This window comes from Streptomyces monashensis, assembly GCF_001866665.1.
Lineage (GTDB): Bacteria > Actinomycetota > Actinomycetes > Streptomycetales > Streptomycetaceae > Streptomyces > Streptomyces monashensis.
This window is the reverse complement of the sequence record NZ_MLYO01000031.1, coordinates 178,494-193,032: the sequence shown is the minus strand read 5'-3', so window position 1 is coordinate 193,032 and position 14,539 is coordinate 178,494. Positions and strand designations below refer to the sequence as shown.

At 74.5% G+C, this 14,539-nt stretch carries 16 protein-coding genes; 5 read left to right on the top strand and 11 right to left on the bottom strand.

Annotated elements, in window-relative coordinates:
- Positions 1–18: 18 nt before the first annotated feature.
- Together BIV23_RS18880 and BIV23_RS18875 are read right to left on the bottom strand one after the other, a co-directional pair.
- On the bottom strand, positions 19–213 hold the full coding sequence (locus BIV23_RS18880; RefSeq protein ID WP_071382043.1) for an antitoxin: 195 nt from the start codon (positions 211–213) through the stop codon (positions 19–21).
- Between the two features lie 72 nt (positions 214–285).
- Positions 286–1,293 (bottom strand): LLM class flavin-dependent oxidoreductase, encoded by a 1,008-nt coding sequence (locus BIV23_RS18875; RefSeq protein ID WP_071382042.1) that lies wholly within the window; start codon positions 1,291–1,293, stop codon positions 286–288.
- A gap of 64 nt (positions 1,294–1,357) precedes the next feature.
- On the opposite strand from BIV23_RS18875, the gene BIV23_RS18870 reads away from it, so the two are divergent.
- Positions 1,358–1,849: a phosphatase domain-containing protein gene (locus BIV23_RS18870; protein WP_071382041.1), complete on the top strand. Its 492-nt coding sequence runs from the start codon at positions 1,358–1,360 to the stop codon at positions 1,847–1,849.
- Positions 1,850–1,859: 10 nt separating this feature from the next.
- On the opposite strand, the gene BIV23_RS18865 is transcribed toward BIV23_RS18870, so the two are convergent.
- The gene (locus BIV23_RS18865) at positions 1,860–2,075 is read right to left on the bottom strand and encodes a dodecin (protein ID WP_071382040.1); all 216 of its coding nucleotides are present in this window, start codon (positions 2,073–2,075) and stop codon (positions 1,860–1,862) included.
- 180 nt (positions 2,076–2,255) lie between these two features.
- Between BIV23_RS18865 and BIV23_RS18860 the strand changes: the two genes are divergently transcribed.
- The gene (locus BIV23_RS18860; protein WP_071382039.1) at positions 2,256–3,509 is read left to right on the top strand and encodes an extracellular solute-binding protein; all 1,254 of its coding nucleotides are present in this window, start codon (positions 2,256–2,258) and stop codon (positions 3,507–3,509) included.
- 15 nt (positions 3,510–3,524) lie between these two features.
- Here BIV23_RS18860 and egtD read toward each other — a convergent pair whose 3' ends face one another.
- From egtD to egtA, 4 genes are read right to left on the bottom strand one after another with little or no spacing between them, the layout of a single operon-like run.
- Positions 3,525–4,484 (bottom strand): L-histidine N(alpha)-methyltransferase, encoded by a 960-nt coding sequence (gene egtD, locus BIV23_RS18855; RefSeq protein ID WP_071382038.1) that lies wholly within the window; start codon positions 4,482–4,484, stop codon positions 3,525–3,527.
- Positions 4,481–5,296: an ergothioneine biosynthesis protein EgtC gene (gene egtC, locus BIV23_RS18850; protein WP_071382037.1), complete on the bottom strand. Its 816-nt coding sequence runs from the start codon at positions 5,294–5,296 to the stop codon at positions 4,481–4,483. The genes egtD and egtC overlap by 4 nt, the downstream gene beginning before the upstream one ends.
- The gene (gene egtB / locus BIV23_RS18845; RefSeq protein ID WP_071382036.1) at positions 5,296–6,648 is read right to left on the bottom strand and encodes an ergothioneine biosynthesis protein EgtB; all 1,353 of its coding nucleotides are present in this window, start codon (positions 6,646–6,648) and stop codon (positions 5,296–5,298) included. The genes egtC and egtB overlap by 1 nt, the downstream gene beginning before the upstream one ends.
- A complete protein-coding gene (egtA, locus tag BIV23_RS18840) occupies positions 6,645–8,000 on the bottom strand; it encodes an ergothioneine biosynthesis glutamate--cysteine ligase EgtA (protein WP_071382035.1) in 1,356 nt (451 codons plus the stop codon). Before egtA ends, egtB begins: the two co-directional genes overlap by 4 nt.
- Before the next feature lie 275 nt (positions 8,001–8,275).
- Here egtA and BIV23_RS18835 point away from each other — a divergent pair, with 275 nt between their 5' ends.
- On the top strand, positions 8,276–9,097 hold the full coding sequence (locus BIV23_RS18835) for a TIGR02452 family protein (RefSeq protein WP_071382034.1): 822 nt from the start codon (positions 8,276–8,278) through the stop codon (positions 9,095–9,097).
- Between the two features lie 19 nt (positions 9,098–9,116).
- Here the strand turns inward: BIV23_RS18835 and BIV23_RS18830 are convergent, their stop codons facing one another.
- Positions 9,117–9,563 (bottom strand): type II toxin-antitoxin system PemK/MazF family toxin, encoded by a 447-nt coding sequence (locus BIV23_RS18830; RefSeq protein WP_071382033.1) that lies wholly within the window; start codon positions 9,561–9,563, stop codon positions 9,117–9,119.
- Between the two features lie 94 nt (positions 9,564–9,657).
- On the bottom strand, positions 9,658–10,053 hold the full coding sequence (locus tag BIV23_RS18825; RefSeq protein ID WP_071382032.1) for a hypothetical protein: 396 nt from the start codon (positions 10,051–10,053) through the stop codon (positions 9,658–9,660).
- Between the two features lie 109 nt (positions 10,054–10,162).
- On the opposite strand from BIV23_RS18825, the gene BIV23_RS18820 reads away from it, so the two are divergent.
- Together BIV23_RS18820 and BIV23_RS18815 are read left to right on the top strand one after the other, a co-directional pair.
- The gene (locus BIV23_RS18820; RefSeq protein WP_071382078.1) at positions 10,163–10,921 is read left to right on the top strand and encodes a helix-turn-helix transcriptional regulator; all 759 of its coding nucleotides are present in this window, start codon (positions 10,163–10,165) and stop codon (positions 10,919–10,921) included.
- Positions 10,918–11,346, top strand: coding sequence for a hypothetical protein (locus BIV23_RS18815; protein WP_071382031.1), 429 nt, complete (start codon positions 10,918–10,920; stop codon positions 11,344–11,346). The genes BIV23_RS18820 and BIV23_RS18815 overlap by 4 nt, the downstream gene beginning before the upstream one ends.
- An 84-nt stretch (positions 11,347–11,430) precedes the next feature.
- Here the strand turns inward: BIV23_RS18815 and BIV23_RS18810 are convergent, their stop codons facing one another.
- Positions 11,431–12,852 (bottom strand): amidase, encoded by a 1,422-nt coding sequence (locus BIV23_RS18810; protein WP_071382030.1) that lies wholly within the window; start codon positions 12,850–12,852, stop codon positions 11,431–11,433.
- 325 nt (positions 12,853–13,177) lie between these two features.
- Entirely contained in the window at positions 13,178–14,500 is a 1,323-nt protein-coding gene (locus tag BIV23_RS18805; RefSeq protein WP_079173236.1) for an MFS transporter, read from the bottom strand.
- Between the last annotated feature and the right edge of the window lie 39 nt (positions 14,501–14,539).

Below are 14,539 nucleotides of genomic sequence, written 5' to 3'. Positions count from 1 at the left end.
TTCCGCGCCCGCGCACCGCTACCGCGGAGGGTAGTCCGTGTCCCGGTCGGTGCCTCCGAGCTGCTCCTTCAGCTTGTCCTGGGCCGTGTCGACCTGGCCGCTGTACTTGCCCTGGGTCTTCTCGTCCACGTAGTCCCCGGCCTTGTCGATGCCCTGGCCGGCCTGATCCTCGTGGCCCTTGAGCATCTGCTTGAGCTTGTCCAGCACGGACATGACAGCCCTCCTCGTCGCTAGGGGCTTCCCCTCCCAGGTTCACCGCCCCCGGCCGCCCGCGCATCTCGGGGCTCACCGGCCCGGAGCGAAGAGCGCGGCGAGCCGCCGGTAGGAGTCCAGCAGGGCCGTACGGTCGTAGGCGCTGGTGGTGACCAGGACCTCGTCGGCGTCCGTCTCCTTCAGCACCGTCTCCAGCTGCTGCGCGACCTGCTCGGTGGTGCCGGCGAGGTGCCCGGCGAGCCCGGCGTCGTAGAAGCCGCGCTGCTTCGCCGTCATCGGGCGGGCCTCGGTCTCGTCGGCCGGGGCGAGCGGCGGGAAGGTGCCGTGGGTGCGGGCGTACGCCATCGACCAGGCCTCCGGGACCAGCAGCCGCCGGGCCGCCTCCTCGGTGCCGGCCGGCGCGACCGTGCCGGAGATCACGACGTACGGCTCGGCCGCCCAGGGGGAGGGGCGAAAGCCGGTGCGGTACGCGTCGATGCCGCGCAGCATCTTCTCGCGGCCGCGCAGATCGCCGATGACCAGCGGCAGCCCGGCGCGCGCCGCGATCCGCGCGCCCTCGCCCAGGGCCAGCACGAACGGCGGCACCCGCAGGCCCTCCGACGGGCGGGCGTGCACCCCGGTCGGCGAGGTGCCCGCGAACCAGCCGAGCAGCTCGCCGAGCTGGGCGGCGAAGTCCTCGGCGTCCTCCTTGTCCCGGCCCAGAGCCCTGCGCACCCCGTCGGTGAACCCGACGGACCGCCCGAGCCCCATGTCGATCCGGCCCGGGAACAGCGCCTCCAGGACGCCGAACTGCTCGGCGACGACGAGCGAGCGGTGGTTGGGCAGCATCACCCCGCCGGTGCCGACCCGGATCGTGCGGGTGGCCGCGGCGACGGCGGCGGCGAGCACGGTCGGCGCGGAACCGGCGACACCGGGCACACCGTGGTGCTCGGCCACCCAGAACCGGTGGTAGCCGAGCGCCTCCGCCTCCTGGGCCAGCGCGACGGTGTCCCGCAGCGCCTCGGCGGCCGGCCGGCCCTCGCGGGTGCGGGAACGGTCGAGGACGGAGAACCGGGTCCGGGCGATCACTGAACTGCTCACGCAGATGTCAACGCTCTGGTGGGCCGGGGATTCCCGGGCAGCGGCCGCTGGCTAGGGTGGCGGTGTGACCGACAGCAGCAGGCGGCCGCTCGCCGTGTTCGATCTCGACAACACCCTGGCCGACACGGCCCACCGGCAGCACTTCCTGGCGGGAAAGCCGCGGAACTGGGACGCCTTCTTCGCGGCCGCGCCGCAGGACCCGCCGATCGCCGAGGGCGTCGCGCTGGCCGTGGCGAGCGCGAGCGAGTGCGAGGTCGTCTATCTCACCGGCCGGCCCGAGCGCTGCCGGCGCGACACGCTGGACTGGCTCGCGGCCCAAGGCCTGCCCGAGGGACGGGTGTTCATGCGGGGCAACGCCGACAGGAGGCCCGCGCGGTTCACCAAGCTGGAGATCCTGCGCCGGCTCGCCCAGGGCCGCGAGGTCCGCTTTCTCGTCGACGACGACGAGCTGGTCTGTGACGACGCCGAGCGCGCCGGGTTCGGTGTCGTACGGGCACGCTGGACCGCGAAGTCCGAGGTGCTGCAAGAGGCTCAGGAGCGCGAAGGCCGTACGTGAGAGACGGGCGTCAGCCCTCGTCCTCGATCCGGAAGCCCACCTTCAGCCCCACCTGGTAGTGCTCGATCCGCCCGTTCTCGATCTGGCCGCGGACCTGGGTCACCTCGAACCAGTCGAGATTGCGCAGCGTCTGGTCGGCGCGCGCGATGGCGTTGCGGATGGCCTGGTCGACGCCCTCGTGCGAGCTGCCGACGATCTCGGTGACGCGGTAGGTGTGATTCGACATGGGAACGCTCCTCTCGGGTCACGCCACCCTCCACCGTGCCCCATCCCCGCCCGGGCCGCCCCTTGACCTTCGCATTGGTCCATACCAAAATCCCAGCACACCCGTACGAGCCCCGCTCGTCCCCCCACGTCGGGCCCCCACACCTGTCCGCACCCCTTGCCAGACAGAACAGGACCCCTCGTGAGACGTCGCCTGCTCGCCCTCCTCTGTGTCACCGGCTCCCTCGTGAGCGCCTGCGGGCTGCTCCCGGGCGGGCACGCGCGCACGACCGTCACCGTGTGGCTGATGAAGGACAGCGCCTCCCGGGACTTCCTGCGGCGCTTCACCGACGACTTCGAACGCACCCACCGCGACCTGCGCCTCGACATCCGTATCCAGGAATGGACCGGCATCGTCGAGAAGGTCCGCGCGGCCCTCAAGGACGGCTCCGGCGACGCCCCCGACGTCATCGAGGTCGGCAACACCCAGGTGCCGCTGTACGCCGACGGCGGCCGGCTCGCCGACCTCACCCTGGAGTCGATGCGGGACTGGGGCCAGGACGCGTGGCTGCCCGGCCTCGCCGAGCCCGGCAAGGACGGCAACGCGCAGTACGGCATCCCCTGGTACGCGGCCAACCGCGTCGTCATCTACCGAAAGGACCTGTTCCGGGCGGTCGGCATCACCGCCCCGCCGAAGACCCGCGAGGAGTGGCTCGCCGACACCCAGAAGCTCGACTCCGGCGGGAACCAGGGGATCTACCTCGCAGGCCAGGACTGGTACACACTCGCCGGATTCGTCTGGGACGAGGGCGGAGACCTCGCCGTGCAGAAGGACTACGACTGGAAGGGCGCCCTGGACACCCCGGCCGCGCTGCGCGGCATGGACTTCTACCGGCGGCTCCAGGCGCTCGGCCGGGGCCCCGTGGCCGCCGACGAGGAACACCCGCCGCAGGCCGGGGTGTTCGCGGGCGGCAGGGTCGCCCAGATCGTCGCCGTACCGGGGCTCGCCCAGTCGATCGTGCAGCGGAATCCGTCCCTGAAGGGCACGTTGGGCTTCTTCCCGGTGCCCGGGAAGACCGCGGCCCGGCCCGGCGCGGTGTTCACCGGCGGCTCGGACCTCGTCGTCCCGCGGAACACCAAGGACCAGTTCGCCGCGACGGCCGTCGTCGGCGCGCTCACCGGCGCCACGTGGGACACCGAACTCGCCCGCACCATGAACTACGTGCCCAACAAGACCACGCTGGCGGCCGCGGTCGCGGGCGGGGAGGGGGTCGCCGCCATGGCCGCGGGCGCGGCGCACGGCCGGGCGACCCCCGGCACCCCTCAGTGGGCCGACGTCGAGGCCGACAACCCGATCAAGCAGTACATGACCCGGGTGCTGACCGGGGCGGACCCGCGGACCGAGGCCCGCCGGGCCTCCCGCAGGATCACCGAGGAGTTGACCCCCGGCCTGTGAGGCACACCCGCCGGCTCACCGGGCCATGCTCAGCGACAGCGCGAACCGTTCCTCCGCGTCGGTCCACCAGTGGGTCAACTCCAGCCCCGCGTCGGAGAGTTCCTCGCTCACCCCGGCCCGGCGGAACTTCGCCGACACCTCGGTGCGCAGCTCCTCGCCCGCCGCGAAGTCCACGGCGAGGTCCAGCGCGGGCACCTTCACGGTCTGCGCGATCCGGGAGCGCAGCCGCATCTCGATCCACTCGCGCTCGGGATCCCACAGGGCCACGTGGTCGAAGGCGTCCGGATCGAAGTCGGCGCCCAGTTCCCGGTCGACGACGGCCAGCACGTTCTTGTTGAACGCCGCCGTCACCCCGGCAGCGTCGGCGTAGGCCCGCACCAGCACCCGCTCGTCCTTGACGAGGTCGGTGCCGAGCAGCAGCCCGTCGCCCGGCGCCAGCAGGGAGCGCACGGCGGCCAGGAACTTCGCGCGCTCGTCGGGCAGCAGGTTGCCGATCGTGCCGCCGAGGAACGCCAGCAGCCGGGGCCCGGGGGTGGCGGGCAGGTCCAGCGGGGCGGTGAAGTCCGCGATCAGCGCGTGCACTTCGAGACCCGGTCGCTCCTCGACGAGCGCCTGCCCGGCCTGGGTGAGGGCGCTCTCGCTGACGTCGACCGGGACGTACACCGCGGGCGCGAGCGCGTCGAGCAGATGACGGGTCTTCTCGGAGGAGCCCGAGCCCAGCTCGATCAGCGTGCGGGCACCGCTCGCCGCGGCGATCTCGCCGCTGCGGACGGTGAGGATCTCCCGCTCGGCGCGCGTCGGGTAGTACTCGGGCAACTCGGTGATCCGCTCGAACAGTTCGCTGCCGCGGGCGTCGTAGAACCACTTCGGCGGCAGCCACTTGGGGTGGTCGGTCAGGCCGTGCAGGACGTCGGCGCGCAGCGCGGCGTCCGTCGCGTCCTCGGGCAGGGTGCGGGTGACAAGAAGGGGGCTCACGTACAGGGCTCCTTCGAGGATGGGGGTCCCCCCGCTCGAGCGGAGTCGAGGGCGGGGGAGGGCGCGGGGTCCTCCAACGGGGCGAGCAGCACACCGGCGCGGCTCGCGGTGAGCACGGTGCGGTCGGGGACCTCCTGCCAGAGCGGGTCGTCGTCGTACGGCTCGGAGGCGACGACCGTGCTGCGGCCGGGCTCCGTGCGGTACCAGAGGCTGTCGCCCCAGGCGGTGGCGGCGATCGTGGCGCCGTCGGTCAGCAGCAGGTTGAGCCGGGAGGCGGGGGCCGCCGCGGCCAGCCGGCGCACCGTTTCGCCGAGCGCCTGGCCGGCTTCGTCGCCCGAGCGCAGCCGGTGCAGGACCAGCGCCCAGACGAACGCCGAGTCGCTGCGGGCCTCCAGCGCCAGCAGGTCGACCGGCGGCAGGGCGGACAGCAGCGGGGCGGCCGCGTCCGGCCAGCCCGCGACGGCGCCGTTGTGGCTGAACAGCCACCGTCCGGACGCGAAGGGGGCCGCGGCCGCCTCGGCGTCCGCGCCCGCCAGCGTCGCGTCCCGTACGGCGGCGAGGACGGCGCCGGAGCGCACCACCCGCGCCAGGTCGGCGAAGGACAGGTCCGCCCAGACGGGCCCGGCCCGCCGGTAGCGCGCCGGGACGGGATCCTCCGGGGCGTACCAGCCCACCCCGAAACCGTCCGCGTTGACCGTCCCGGACGCCTGCCGCTGCGGCGCCCACGACTGGTGCACCAGACTGTGCGGCGGCTCGACGAGCAGTTGCCCGAGCGGTGTCTCCGGCCCCAGATAAGCGAGGTGACGGCACATCAGACGGCCTCCGAGCGGGCGGTGCGGAACCCGGAGAAGATCTGCCGGCGGATCGGGTAGTCCCAGTTGCGGAACGTGCCCCGGCAGGCCACCGGGTCCACCGCGAACGAACCGCCGCGCAGCACCTTGTACTCGGGGCCGAAGAACACCTCCGAGTACTCCTTGTACGGAAAGGCCCGGAAGCCGGGGTACGGCTGGAGGTCGCTCGCCGTCCACTCCCACACGTCCCCGATCAACTGCCGTACGCCGAGCGGGGATTCACCGGCCGGGTAGCTGCCTGCGGGCGCCGGGCCGAGATGGCGCTGACCGAGGTTGGCGTGCTCGGGCGCCGGATCGGCGTCGCCCCACGGATAGCGCCGGGACCTGCCGGTGGCCGGGTCGTGCCGGGCGGCCTTCTCCCACTCCGGCTCGGTGGGCAGCCGCCGCCCGGCCCAGCGGGCGTAGGCGTCGGCCTCGTACCAGCACACGTGCAGCACCGGCTCGTCCGGCGGGACCGGCTCGGTGACCCCGAACCGGCGGCGCAGCCACTGCCCGCCCTCCCGGTGCCAGAACAGTGGAGCCGTGATCGCGTGCCGCCGGATGTGCGCCCAGCCCTCCGGCGTCCACCAGCGCTCGGTGTCGTAACCGCCGTCCTCGATGAACGCCTGGTACGCCGCGTTCGTCACCGGGGTGGTGTCGATCCAGAACGGCGCCACCTCCCGCACGTGCGCCGGGCGTTCGTTGTCCAGCGCCCACGGCTCCGTGGAGGTGCCCATCGTGAACGGGCCGCCGGGCACGAGGGCTTCGGCCGGGCCGGTGAACGGCGGCGCCGGGTCGGGGTCCGGAGCGGTGAGCGCCCGCGGGCCCTTTCTGAGCTGATGGGTGATCAGCATCGTCTCGTCGTGCTGCTGTTCGTGCTGGGCGATCATCCCGAAGGCGAAGCCGGCCTCGGTCAGCCGGGAGCCGTGGAAGTCCGCGCCCTCCAGCAGATCCAGCACCCGGCCGCGCACCTCGGCCGCGTAGTGCCGGGCCTCGGCGGGCGGCAGCAGGGGCAGCGAGGGGCGCGCGGCGCGCGGGTGCTCGAAGGCGTCGTACAGGCCGTCGATCTCGGGCCGCATCGCCTCCCGGCCGCCGACCGCCCGCAGCAGCCACAGCTCCTCCTGGTTGCCGATGTGCGCGAGGTCCCACACCAGCGGGGACATCAGCGGGGAGTGCTGGGCGGTCAGGTCCGGGTCCTCGACGCAGGTCGTCAGCAGCGTGGTGCGGTCCCGGGCGGTGACGAGCGAGGTGAGCGCGCGCTCGCGCAGGGCCGCGCTGTCCGGGGCGTCCGGCTCGGCCGCGCCGGCGCGCGTGCCGGTCTCGGGGGCGCTCATGTGCGGATGTCCTTCCTGCGGCGGTCGAGGGCAGTGCCTCCGGGGTCTCCGGTGCGCTGGGGCCGGGCCGGCTCCGTGCGGCGTCGGCGGTCCAGCAGGTCGTCGGCCGGGCTGCGGCCCCGGGCGACGTAACGGTCCCGGAACGCGGCCACCGCGCCGATCACCTCGGCGTCGGCGCCGAGCCGGGGCAGCGCCTCCAGCGCCGCCGCGAAGCACTCGGCGGCCATCTCGCGCAGCTCCGGGTCGGCGAGCCCGGAGCGGGCCGCGTCGGTCCACAGCGGATTGTGCGGCGCCGGCCGGTGCAGCGTCCGCTCCACCAGCGGTTTCACGCTCCGGTACGCCGTCTCGGCGGCCGCCGGGTCGTCGAACAGCGCCGCCGTCACCGCGAGCGGCACGATCCAGCCGTCCTCGCCGGGCTGCGCGTCGATCATGCGCAGCTCCAGATGACCGCGCGGCCGGACCGGCGGGAACAGCGTGGTCAGGTGATAGTCCAGGTCGGCCCGGGTGGGCGGCCGGGGCGTGCCGGAGCGCGTCCACTCCCGGAAGGTGAGCCCCTCGGGCACCTCCCACGGCCCGCCGTCGTCCCGGCGGACGCACATCACCGGGGAGTCCAGCACATGCCGGGCCCAGGCGCCGCGGGCGTCGCCGTCCAGCGGGGGAGCCCCGGCGCGGCCGGCACCGATCTGCGTCCACATCAGCTGCCGGCTGGACTGCCAGCCCGTGGGCTCCTGGCCGATCAGCGGGGAGTTGGCGAACGCGGCGACCAGGACCGCGCCCAGGTGATGCGCCAGCCACCAGCGCCGTTCGTGTCCGAGCGGGCCCGGCTCCTCCTGCCCGGCGTCCACGCAGACCTGCACGGACGCGGAGGCGCACATCATGTGCCGGCCGGCCGGCCCTGTGCGGTCCAGGCACGCCTCCATGGCGTCGTAGCGCGGCTCGTGCAGGAACCGGCGCGGGGTGTGCCAGGGATCGTGGCCGACGCCGACGAGGGTGAGACCGTCCTCGGCGAGGACGCCGCGCACGGTGTCCAGGTCGGCGGAGACGGTGCGGATGCACTCCATCAGGGAGGCGGCGGGCGGTGAACTCAGCTCCAGCTGGCCGCCGGGTTCCACGGTGAGCGGCGAGCGCAGGGGCACGGCCCGCAGGGCGGCGTAGGCCGCCCGAAGTCGTTCGGGTGTCACGGGGAGCTGCGGCGCGCGCAGCTCGTGGACCAGCCATTCCAGTTCGACACCGAGCGCGCGGGGCGGCCCGGTCTTGAAGCAGATGCCCCGGACCAGGGCCTCCACCTCGGCCTCGGTGACGGCGGTGCGGTGGCTCGTACAGTCGCCGCCGTCGCTCTTCGAGTCGGACATGTCGGGATCCTCCTGAGATTCCACCATGCCATCTGCCCGGTTGGTCTTGGGGCCGGGCAGGCATGCGCTCTACCCAAGACCCTGGAGCTGGTTCGCACAAGAGTGCCCCACCGGATGTTCCGGTTCGGTCATATCCGTTTCCCGCTCGTTCCCCGGGGTGTTCCGGCGCGGGAAACTCCGTTGCAGCGCACGACCAGCATCACCCAGGATGCGTGCATGAGCACGACGGGGGAGACCGCGCAGGCGGCCGTCACGGCGTCCACGGGGGTGGCGCCGTGAGCGCACGCCTGCGCGGGATCGCCGCGGAGACGGAAGCGATCGTGACCGCGGGCCGCTACCGCGCGCCGGACGGCCGGGAGGTCTTCCTCGCGGCGGACATCGAGGCCGCGCGCGCCGGGACGCGGATGTTCGGGCCCGAACCGGTCTCCGTACGGCAAACGGGTGACGCGCCCGTGGCCGGGGGCACCGTTTTCGAGGTGACCGGCGAGAGCAGCCTGGAGGCCGCCCGCCGGCTGTCCGACGCCCCGGTCACCGTCCTGAACTTCGCCTCGGCCCGCAATCCGGGCGGCGGCTATCTCAACGGCGCGCAGGCCCAGGAGGAGGCGCTGTGCCGCGCCTCCGCGCTGCACACCTGCCTGCTCACGGCCCGCCGCTTCTACGACCACCACCGCGCCGACCGTGACCCGTTCTACACGGACCGGGTGATCCACTCACCGGCCGTTCCGGTCTTCCGCGACGACCGCGGCCGGCTGCTGACCGAGCCGTTCCGTGCCGGCTTCCTGACCGCGGCCGCCCCCAACGCGGGCGTCGTACGGCGTACGGCACCGCAGCGCGCCGACGCGTTGCCGGGCGCCCTGGCGGTCCGTGCCGAGCGGGTGCTGGAGACGGCCGCCGCCCAGGGCTGTCGCCGGCTGGTGCTGGGCGCCTGGGGCTGCGGTGTGTTCCAGAACGACCCGGCGCAGGTCGCGGGCGCCTTCCGGGCCCTGCTCGGCCCCGGCGGCCGGTTCGCCCGCGGCTTCGACCACGTGGTGTTCGGGGTGCTGGACCGGACGCCGGGTGCGGTGGTCCGGGCGGCGTTCACGCGGGCGTTCGCCTGACGCCGGGCGGCGGCGTCGGTCAGGTCCAGCCGTAGCGCTCGTGCAGCCGCCGGCGGACCAGGTCGAACCGTCCCCGGTCCAGCGCGCACGCCTCGCGGCGCATGCCCTCCTCGTGCAGCCGCAGCACGCGGTCCACGTCCACCCAGGAGTCCCGGTCCGAGCGGTCCCAGGGCCCGCTGCCGATCGCCACGTAGTCGCGGTCGCCGTCGTGCCGCTTGCTCGTCAGCTGTACGGCGAGGACGGTGCCCGCCGCCTCCCGCGCGACGACCAGCACCGGGCGGTCCTTGCCCCGGCCGTCGTGCTCCTCGAAGGGCACCCAGGTCCACACGATCTCGCCGGGGTCCGGATCGCCGTCGTGGGCGGGGGAGTACTCGGTGCGCACCCGGCCGACCTCGCGCGGGTCGGCCTCGGTGGTGGCGTGGGGGCCGTACCGGCCGGGGACGTTCTCTTCGGTAAACGTGCTCACGGGGGCACACCCTAGCGGTCGGCCGCGGCGGGGCAACGGTCGCCCGTCGCCCGGCTGTTGCGGCGGGTGGGCCTCCTGGGAGCGCCCCGGCGGGTCAGGCGCCGGCCGGGCGGGTGCCGATGGACATGCCGGGACGGCGGCGGTGCACGGTCACGTACGTCAGCCCGGCCGCACCGGCGGTGAGCCCGCGGGCGCAGCCGTGCGGCAGCCAGACCAGGGCGCCCTCGGCCAACGGCTGGTGCTCGTCGGCCCGTTCCGTGCCGAGCGCGCCGTCACCGCCGGTCACGAGGAGTATCACGTCCAGCTGCGGCTCCGTGTGGACCTCGACCCGCCGGCCCGGGGCGAGCCGGACCACGTTGGCGTCGAGCTGACGGCCGCTCTCGGCCAGCTTCCACAGCACCCCGCCGGGCAGCGGCGGATTCTCCGTCAGGGCCCGCGTGTCGCACAGCACGCGCGGCTCGGTGTCCCTCGCGGACGGCGACGTCGTCATCTTCTCTTCCCCTCGGGTCTTTCCCTGCGCTCCCGACTCTACAATTTATACATGTAGGATTCGTGAAAATGGACGCAGGTGGGAACGCGGGTGGAGAGGGGTGCCGGAGGTGACGGCGCACGACAGCCCACGACGCGAGAGCCCGCGGCGCCGGGAGGTGCTGGAGGTGCTGCGCACCGCACCCTCGCCGCTCGGCGTGGCGCAGGTGGCGCGGCGGCTGGGTGTCCACCCCAACACGGTCCGGTTCCATCTGGACGCCCTGGTGGCCGACGGGCTGGTCGAGCGCCGGACCGTGCGGTCCCCGGGACCGGGCCGGCCCGCCGTCGGCTACGTCGTGCGGCCCGGCATGGACCGCGGCGGCGCCCGTGACTACCGGCTGCTCGCCCGCGTCCTGCTGAGCCGCTGGGCGTCCGCCGACCCGGCCGAGGCACGCGCGGAGGCGATGGAGACGGGCCGGGCGTGGGGCGGCTTCCTGGTGGACCCGCCGCCGCCCTTCGAGCAGCCGAGCGCCGAGCGCGCCACGGCCGCGCTCGTCGCCCTGCTGGACGAACTGGGCTTCGCCCCGCAGGTGGAAGAAGAGGACGAGAGGGACGGGGAAGGCGAAGAAGAGGCGGCAGAGCGAGGAGCGGAGACGGCCGACGGTCCGGCCCGGCGGATCCGGCTGCGCCACTGCCCCTTCCTCGAACTCGCCGAGGAGTACGGCCGGTTGGTCTGCCCCCTCCATCTCGGCCTGATGCAGGGCGCGCTGACACGACTGGACGCCCCGCTGACGGCCACCGCGCTGGAGCCCTTCGCCGAAGCGGACTCCTGCGTCGCCCACGTGGCGGGGAACACCGCCGCCCGACCCGGAAAGGACCCTCGCAGATGAACGCCACGTCCGCCGCGCTCGCCGGTGCCCTCACCTTCCTCTGGCTCGGGATGGTGCTGTCGATCTCCTTCCTGGAGGCCCCGCTGAAGTTCCGCGCACCGGGCGTGACCATCCCGATCGGCCTGGGCATAGGCCGGCTGGTGTTCCGGGCGCTGAACGCCGTGGAGGCGGTCCTGGCGGTCGTGGTGATCGTCGCGGTCGCGGTGGGCGGTGCCCCGGCCTCGGTCGTCGGACCGACAGCGGCCGTCGCCGTGCTGCTCCTCGCGCAGCTCGCCGTGGTCCGCCCCGTCCTCAACCGCCGCTCCGACCGCGTCCTCGCGGGCGAGGACCTGCCCCGTTCGCACGGCCACCTCTGGTACGTGGCGCTGGAACTCCTCAAGGTCGTCGCCCTGGCCGCCCTGGGAGTCACCCTGCTGGCGGCGTAACCGCCCCCGCGCGCCGCTGCTCCCGGTCCGCTCCGTGCGCGCCCGCCCCCCGACCTGTCGCCGGGCTCGGGCGAAGCGCAGCTCTCAGCCCACCGGGGTCTGCGCCGTCCGCCCCGGTGGCCACTGCTCGTGCCAGCGCAGTTCGGTTTCCAACTGGGCGGCGAGGGAGACCAGTCGGGGCTCGCTGCCGGCCGGGCCGAGGAGCTGGCCGCCGACCGGCAGGCCGCCGTCCACGAAGCCGGCGGGTACGTTCACGCCCGGCCACCCGAGCACGTTCCACGGCCAGGCGTACGGGCAGGCGGCGATCATCGCGCGGTCCAGGGCCGTCCCGCCCAGCCGGTGCAGGGCGCCGACGAGGGGCGGGGGAGCGGCCGTGGTCGGCGCGAGGATCACGTCGTACGAGGTGAAGAACCGGCCGATCCGCCGGTGCAGCACCGGCTCCGCGCGCCGGGCGGCCCGCAGCGGGAGCCCGCCGAGCAGCCGGCCCAGCCGGGCCGCGTCACGGGTGCGCCGATCGAGCAGCGCCGGGTCGGGGGCCTCGCGGGCCCGCTCGGCGATCCCGGCGGTGGCGCGCGGCAGGAAGGCCAGCCCGATCTGCCCGTACGGCGGATCCGCCTCCTCGACCTCGTGTCCCAACGCGGCCAGCCGGTCCGCGAGTTGGACGATCCGGGTGCGGATCTGCGGGTGCAGCCGGGCCGGCAGCGCGGTGAACGGCGGCTTCAGGGACAGCGCGACACGCAGCCGGCCGGGGTCGCGGCCGACGGCGTCCGCCACCGTGAGGGCGGCCGGCCGGTGCGGGTCCCCGGGGTGGTTGCCGCTCGCCGCGTCCAGCAGCAGGGCCGCGTCCGCGACCGTACGGGCGAGGGTGCCGTTGACCGTGATCCCGTGGAAGGACTCGCCGCGCGGCCAGGTCGAGATGCGGCCGCGCTGCGGTTTGATGCCGATGAGATGGGTCCAGGAAGCCGGTATCCGCACCGAACCCGCCCCGTCGGAGCCGAGCGCGGCGGGCACGAGTCCGGCGGCGACGGCGGCGGCGGAACCCCCGGAGGAACCGCCGGGGGTGTGCCCGGTGTGCCACGGATTGCGGGTGTCCCCGAACGCCGGCCCCTCGGTGAACGGCCACTGACCCAGCTCGCAGGTGTTGGTCTTGCCGACGATCACCGCACCGGCGGCGCGCAGCCGCCGTACCGCCTCGGCGTCCGCGGCGGCCGGCGGGAAGTCGCCGCGGCAGCCGAACGCGGTCGGCTCGCCCGCCACGTCCATGTCGTCCTTCACCGCCACCGGCACCCCGAGCAGCGGGCGCCGCGCCCCGGCGGCCAACTCCCGGTCCGCGGCGTCGGCTTCGGCGAGCGCGGCCTCGGCCCGTACGATCCGGAACGCGTTCAGTGTCTCCTGCGCGGCCTCGATCCGTGCCAGCGTCCTTTCCACCAGCGCGCGTGAGGTCACCTCCCCGTCGGCGAGCGCGCGGCGCGTCTCCACGAGGCCGTGGGCACGGTCGGGCGTCATGGGCAGCACCTCCGGGAGGATCCGGGCACGATGTCTACCGAACGGTAACCTCAAGTCCCGGACTTCCACAGCGATTTCACCCGGGGAAGTGGCCGGCTCCCGTGACGTCGACGATGTCCCCGCACTGCGGGAAGGCGGCCGCCGGGAACTCGCCCGGAAGCTCGTGTGGCCCCCTCGACCTGTCTCGAAGGGGTCCGTTCGCTCACCCGGCGGGGGGTGATCCGCGGCTGTCACGCGGACATCGACCCCGCCGCCCGCAACCGCGGTGTCCAGGCGCCGGTCCCGGTCCGGGTGCGCCCGCTCAACCGCACGGTGATCGACACCTTCACGGGCTTCGCCGCCGCGCTGCCGGAGGTGCTCCACGTCCTCGCACCGGCTTCCGCACCTCGGTGATCTTCCCAGGTCGGCAACACGACACCCGCGCGCCTCTCTTCCCGAGCCGCTTGTCCCGCGCCGTCGCCGTCAGGTGCCGGAGCAGCCCCAGTCCGGCCAGCAGGGCGACGAGACCGCACACTCCCGGCCAGCCGCACCACGCGTACGCCCGGGCGCCGAGCCAGGAGCCGAGGGTGCCGCCGAGGTAGGCGCAGGTCATGTAGGCGGTGTTGAGGCGGCTGCGGACGTCCGCGCGGAGGGCGTAGATCCGCACCGTGTTGGCGACCATGCCGGACTGCATGCCGACGTCCAGCAGCAGGCTGCCCGCCACGAGGGCCGGCAGCCCGGTGCCGCCGCCGAAGGCGCCCGGGACGAGCACCACCGCGGCGAGGACGACCAGCACGAAGCAGACCAGGTTCACCGCGTCGGCGCCCCACCGGTCCACCAGCCGGCCCGCGAACGGTGTCACCAGCATGGTCACCGCGTTGACCAGCGCGAGCAGCCCGACCGCACCCGCCCCGAACCCGTACACCGGCCCGGTCAGCAGCAGTGCGACCCCGGTCCACACGGCGGAGAACCCGGCGAACACCGTCGCCTGGTAGAAGGACGAGCGGCGCAGGGCGGGTTCGGCGCGCAGCAGGCGGACGGGCTCGGCCAGCAGGTGCCGGTAGCGCTGCCGGGACGGCGGGGTCAGCCGCGGCAGCGCCCGGGACAGCGGCAGCGCGACCGCCAGCGTGAGGACGGCCGCGAGGACGTAGGGCGCCCGCCAGCCCAGCCGGTCACCGAGGGCGCCGCCGGCCGTGCGGGACAGCAGCATCCCGGCCAGGGACCCGCTCAGCAGCGTGCCGCCCACCACGCCCCGTCGCTCGGGCGGGACCAGCCCGGCCGCCAGCGGTCCGGCCAGCGGAGCGACCACCGTGGCCGCGCCCACCAGCACGCTCGCCGCGAGCAGTGGCGGCAGTGCGGGCGCGGCGGCCGCGGCGGTGAGCCCGAGGCCGGTCACGCTGAGCAGGGTGACCAGCAGCGGGCGGGGTGGCAGCCGGTCGCCGAGCGGTACGAGCAGGAAGATGCCGGCCGCGTAGCCGAACTGGGTCGCCGTCACCACCCCGGCCGCCGCGCCCGGCGCGACGCCGAGGCCCGCCGCCGCGAGCGGGACGACGGCCTGCGGGAAGTAGACGTTGCCGACCGCTACCGCGCAGGCCAGGGCCAGCACCGCGACGAGCCGGGAGGTCCCGGACGCGGTCGCGCTACGCTGCTCGGAGTGGAGATCTGCCATGGCACGAAGTCCACGGCATGCGGCGGCGGTTGGCGAGCG

Bases quoted from the DNA above. Each gene is read 5' to 3' on its own strand.
- BIV23_RS18810 (WP_071382030.1), bottom strand. From the start codon at position 12,852: ATGACGCCCGACCGTGCCCACGGCCTCGTGGAGACGCGCCGCGCGCTC.
- BIV23_RS18865 (WP_071382040.1), bottom strand. From the start codon at position 2,075: ATGTCGAATCACACCTACCGCGTCACCGAGATCGTCGGCAGCTCGCAC.
- egtC (WP_071382037.1), bottom strand. From the start codon at position 5,296: ATGTGCCGTCACCTCGCTTATCTGGGGCCGGAGACACCGCTCGGGCAA.
- BIV23_RS18880 (WP_071382043.1), bottom strand. From the start codon at position 213: ATGTCCGTGCTGGACAAGCTCAAGCAGATGCTCAAGGGCCACGAGGAT.
- BIV23_RS18805 (WP_079173236.1), bottom strand. From the start codon at position 14,500: ATGGCAGATCTCCACTCCGAGCAGCGTAGCGCGACCGCGTCCGGGACC.
- BIV23_RS18815 (WP_071382031.1), top strand. From the start codon at position 10,918: ATGAACGCCACGTCCGCCGCGCTCGCCGGTGCCCTCACCTTCCTCTGG.
- BIV23_RS18825 (WP_071382032.1), bottom strand. From the start codon at position 10,053: ATGACGACGTCGCCGTCCGCGAGGGACACCGAGCCGCGCGTGCTGTGC.
- egtB (WP_071382036.1), bottom strand. From the start codon at position 6,648: ATGAGCGCCCCCGAGACCGGCACGCGCGCCGGCGCGGCCGAGCCGGAC.
- egtA (WP_071382035.1), bottom strand. From the start codon at position 8,000: ATGTCCGACTCGAAGAGCGACGGCGGCGACTGTACGAGCCACCGCACC.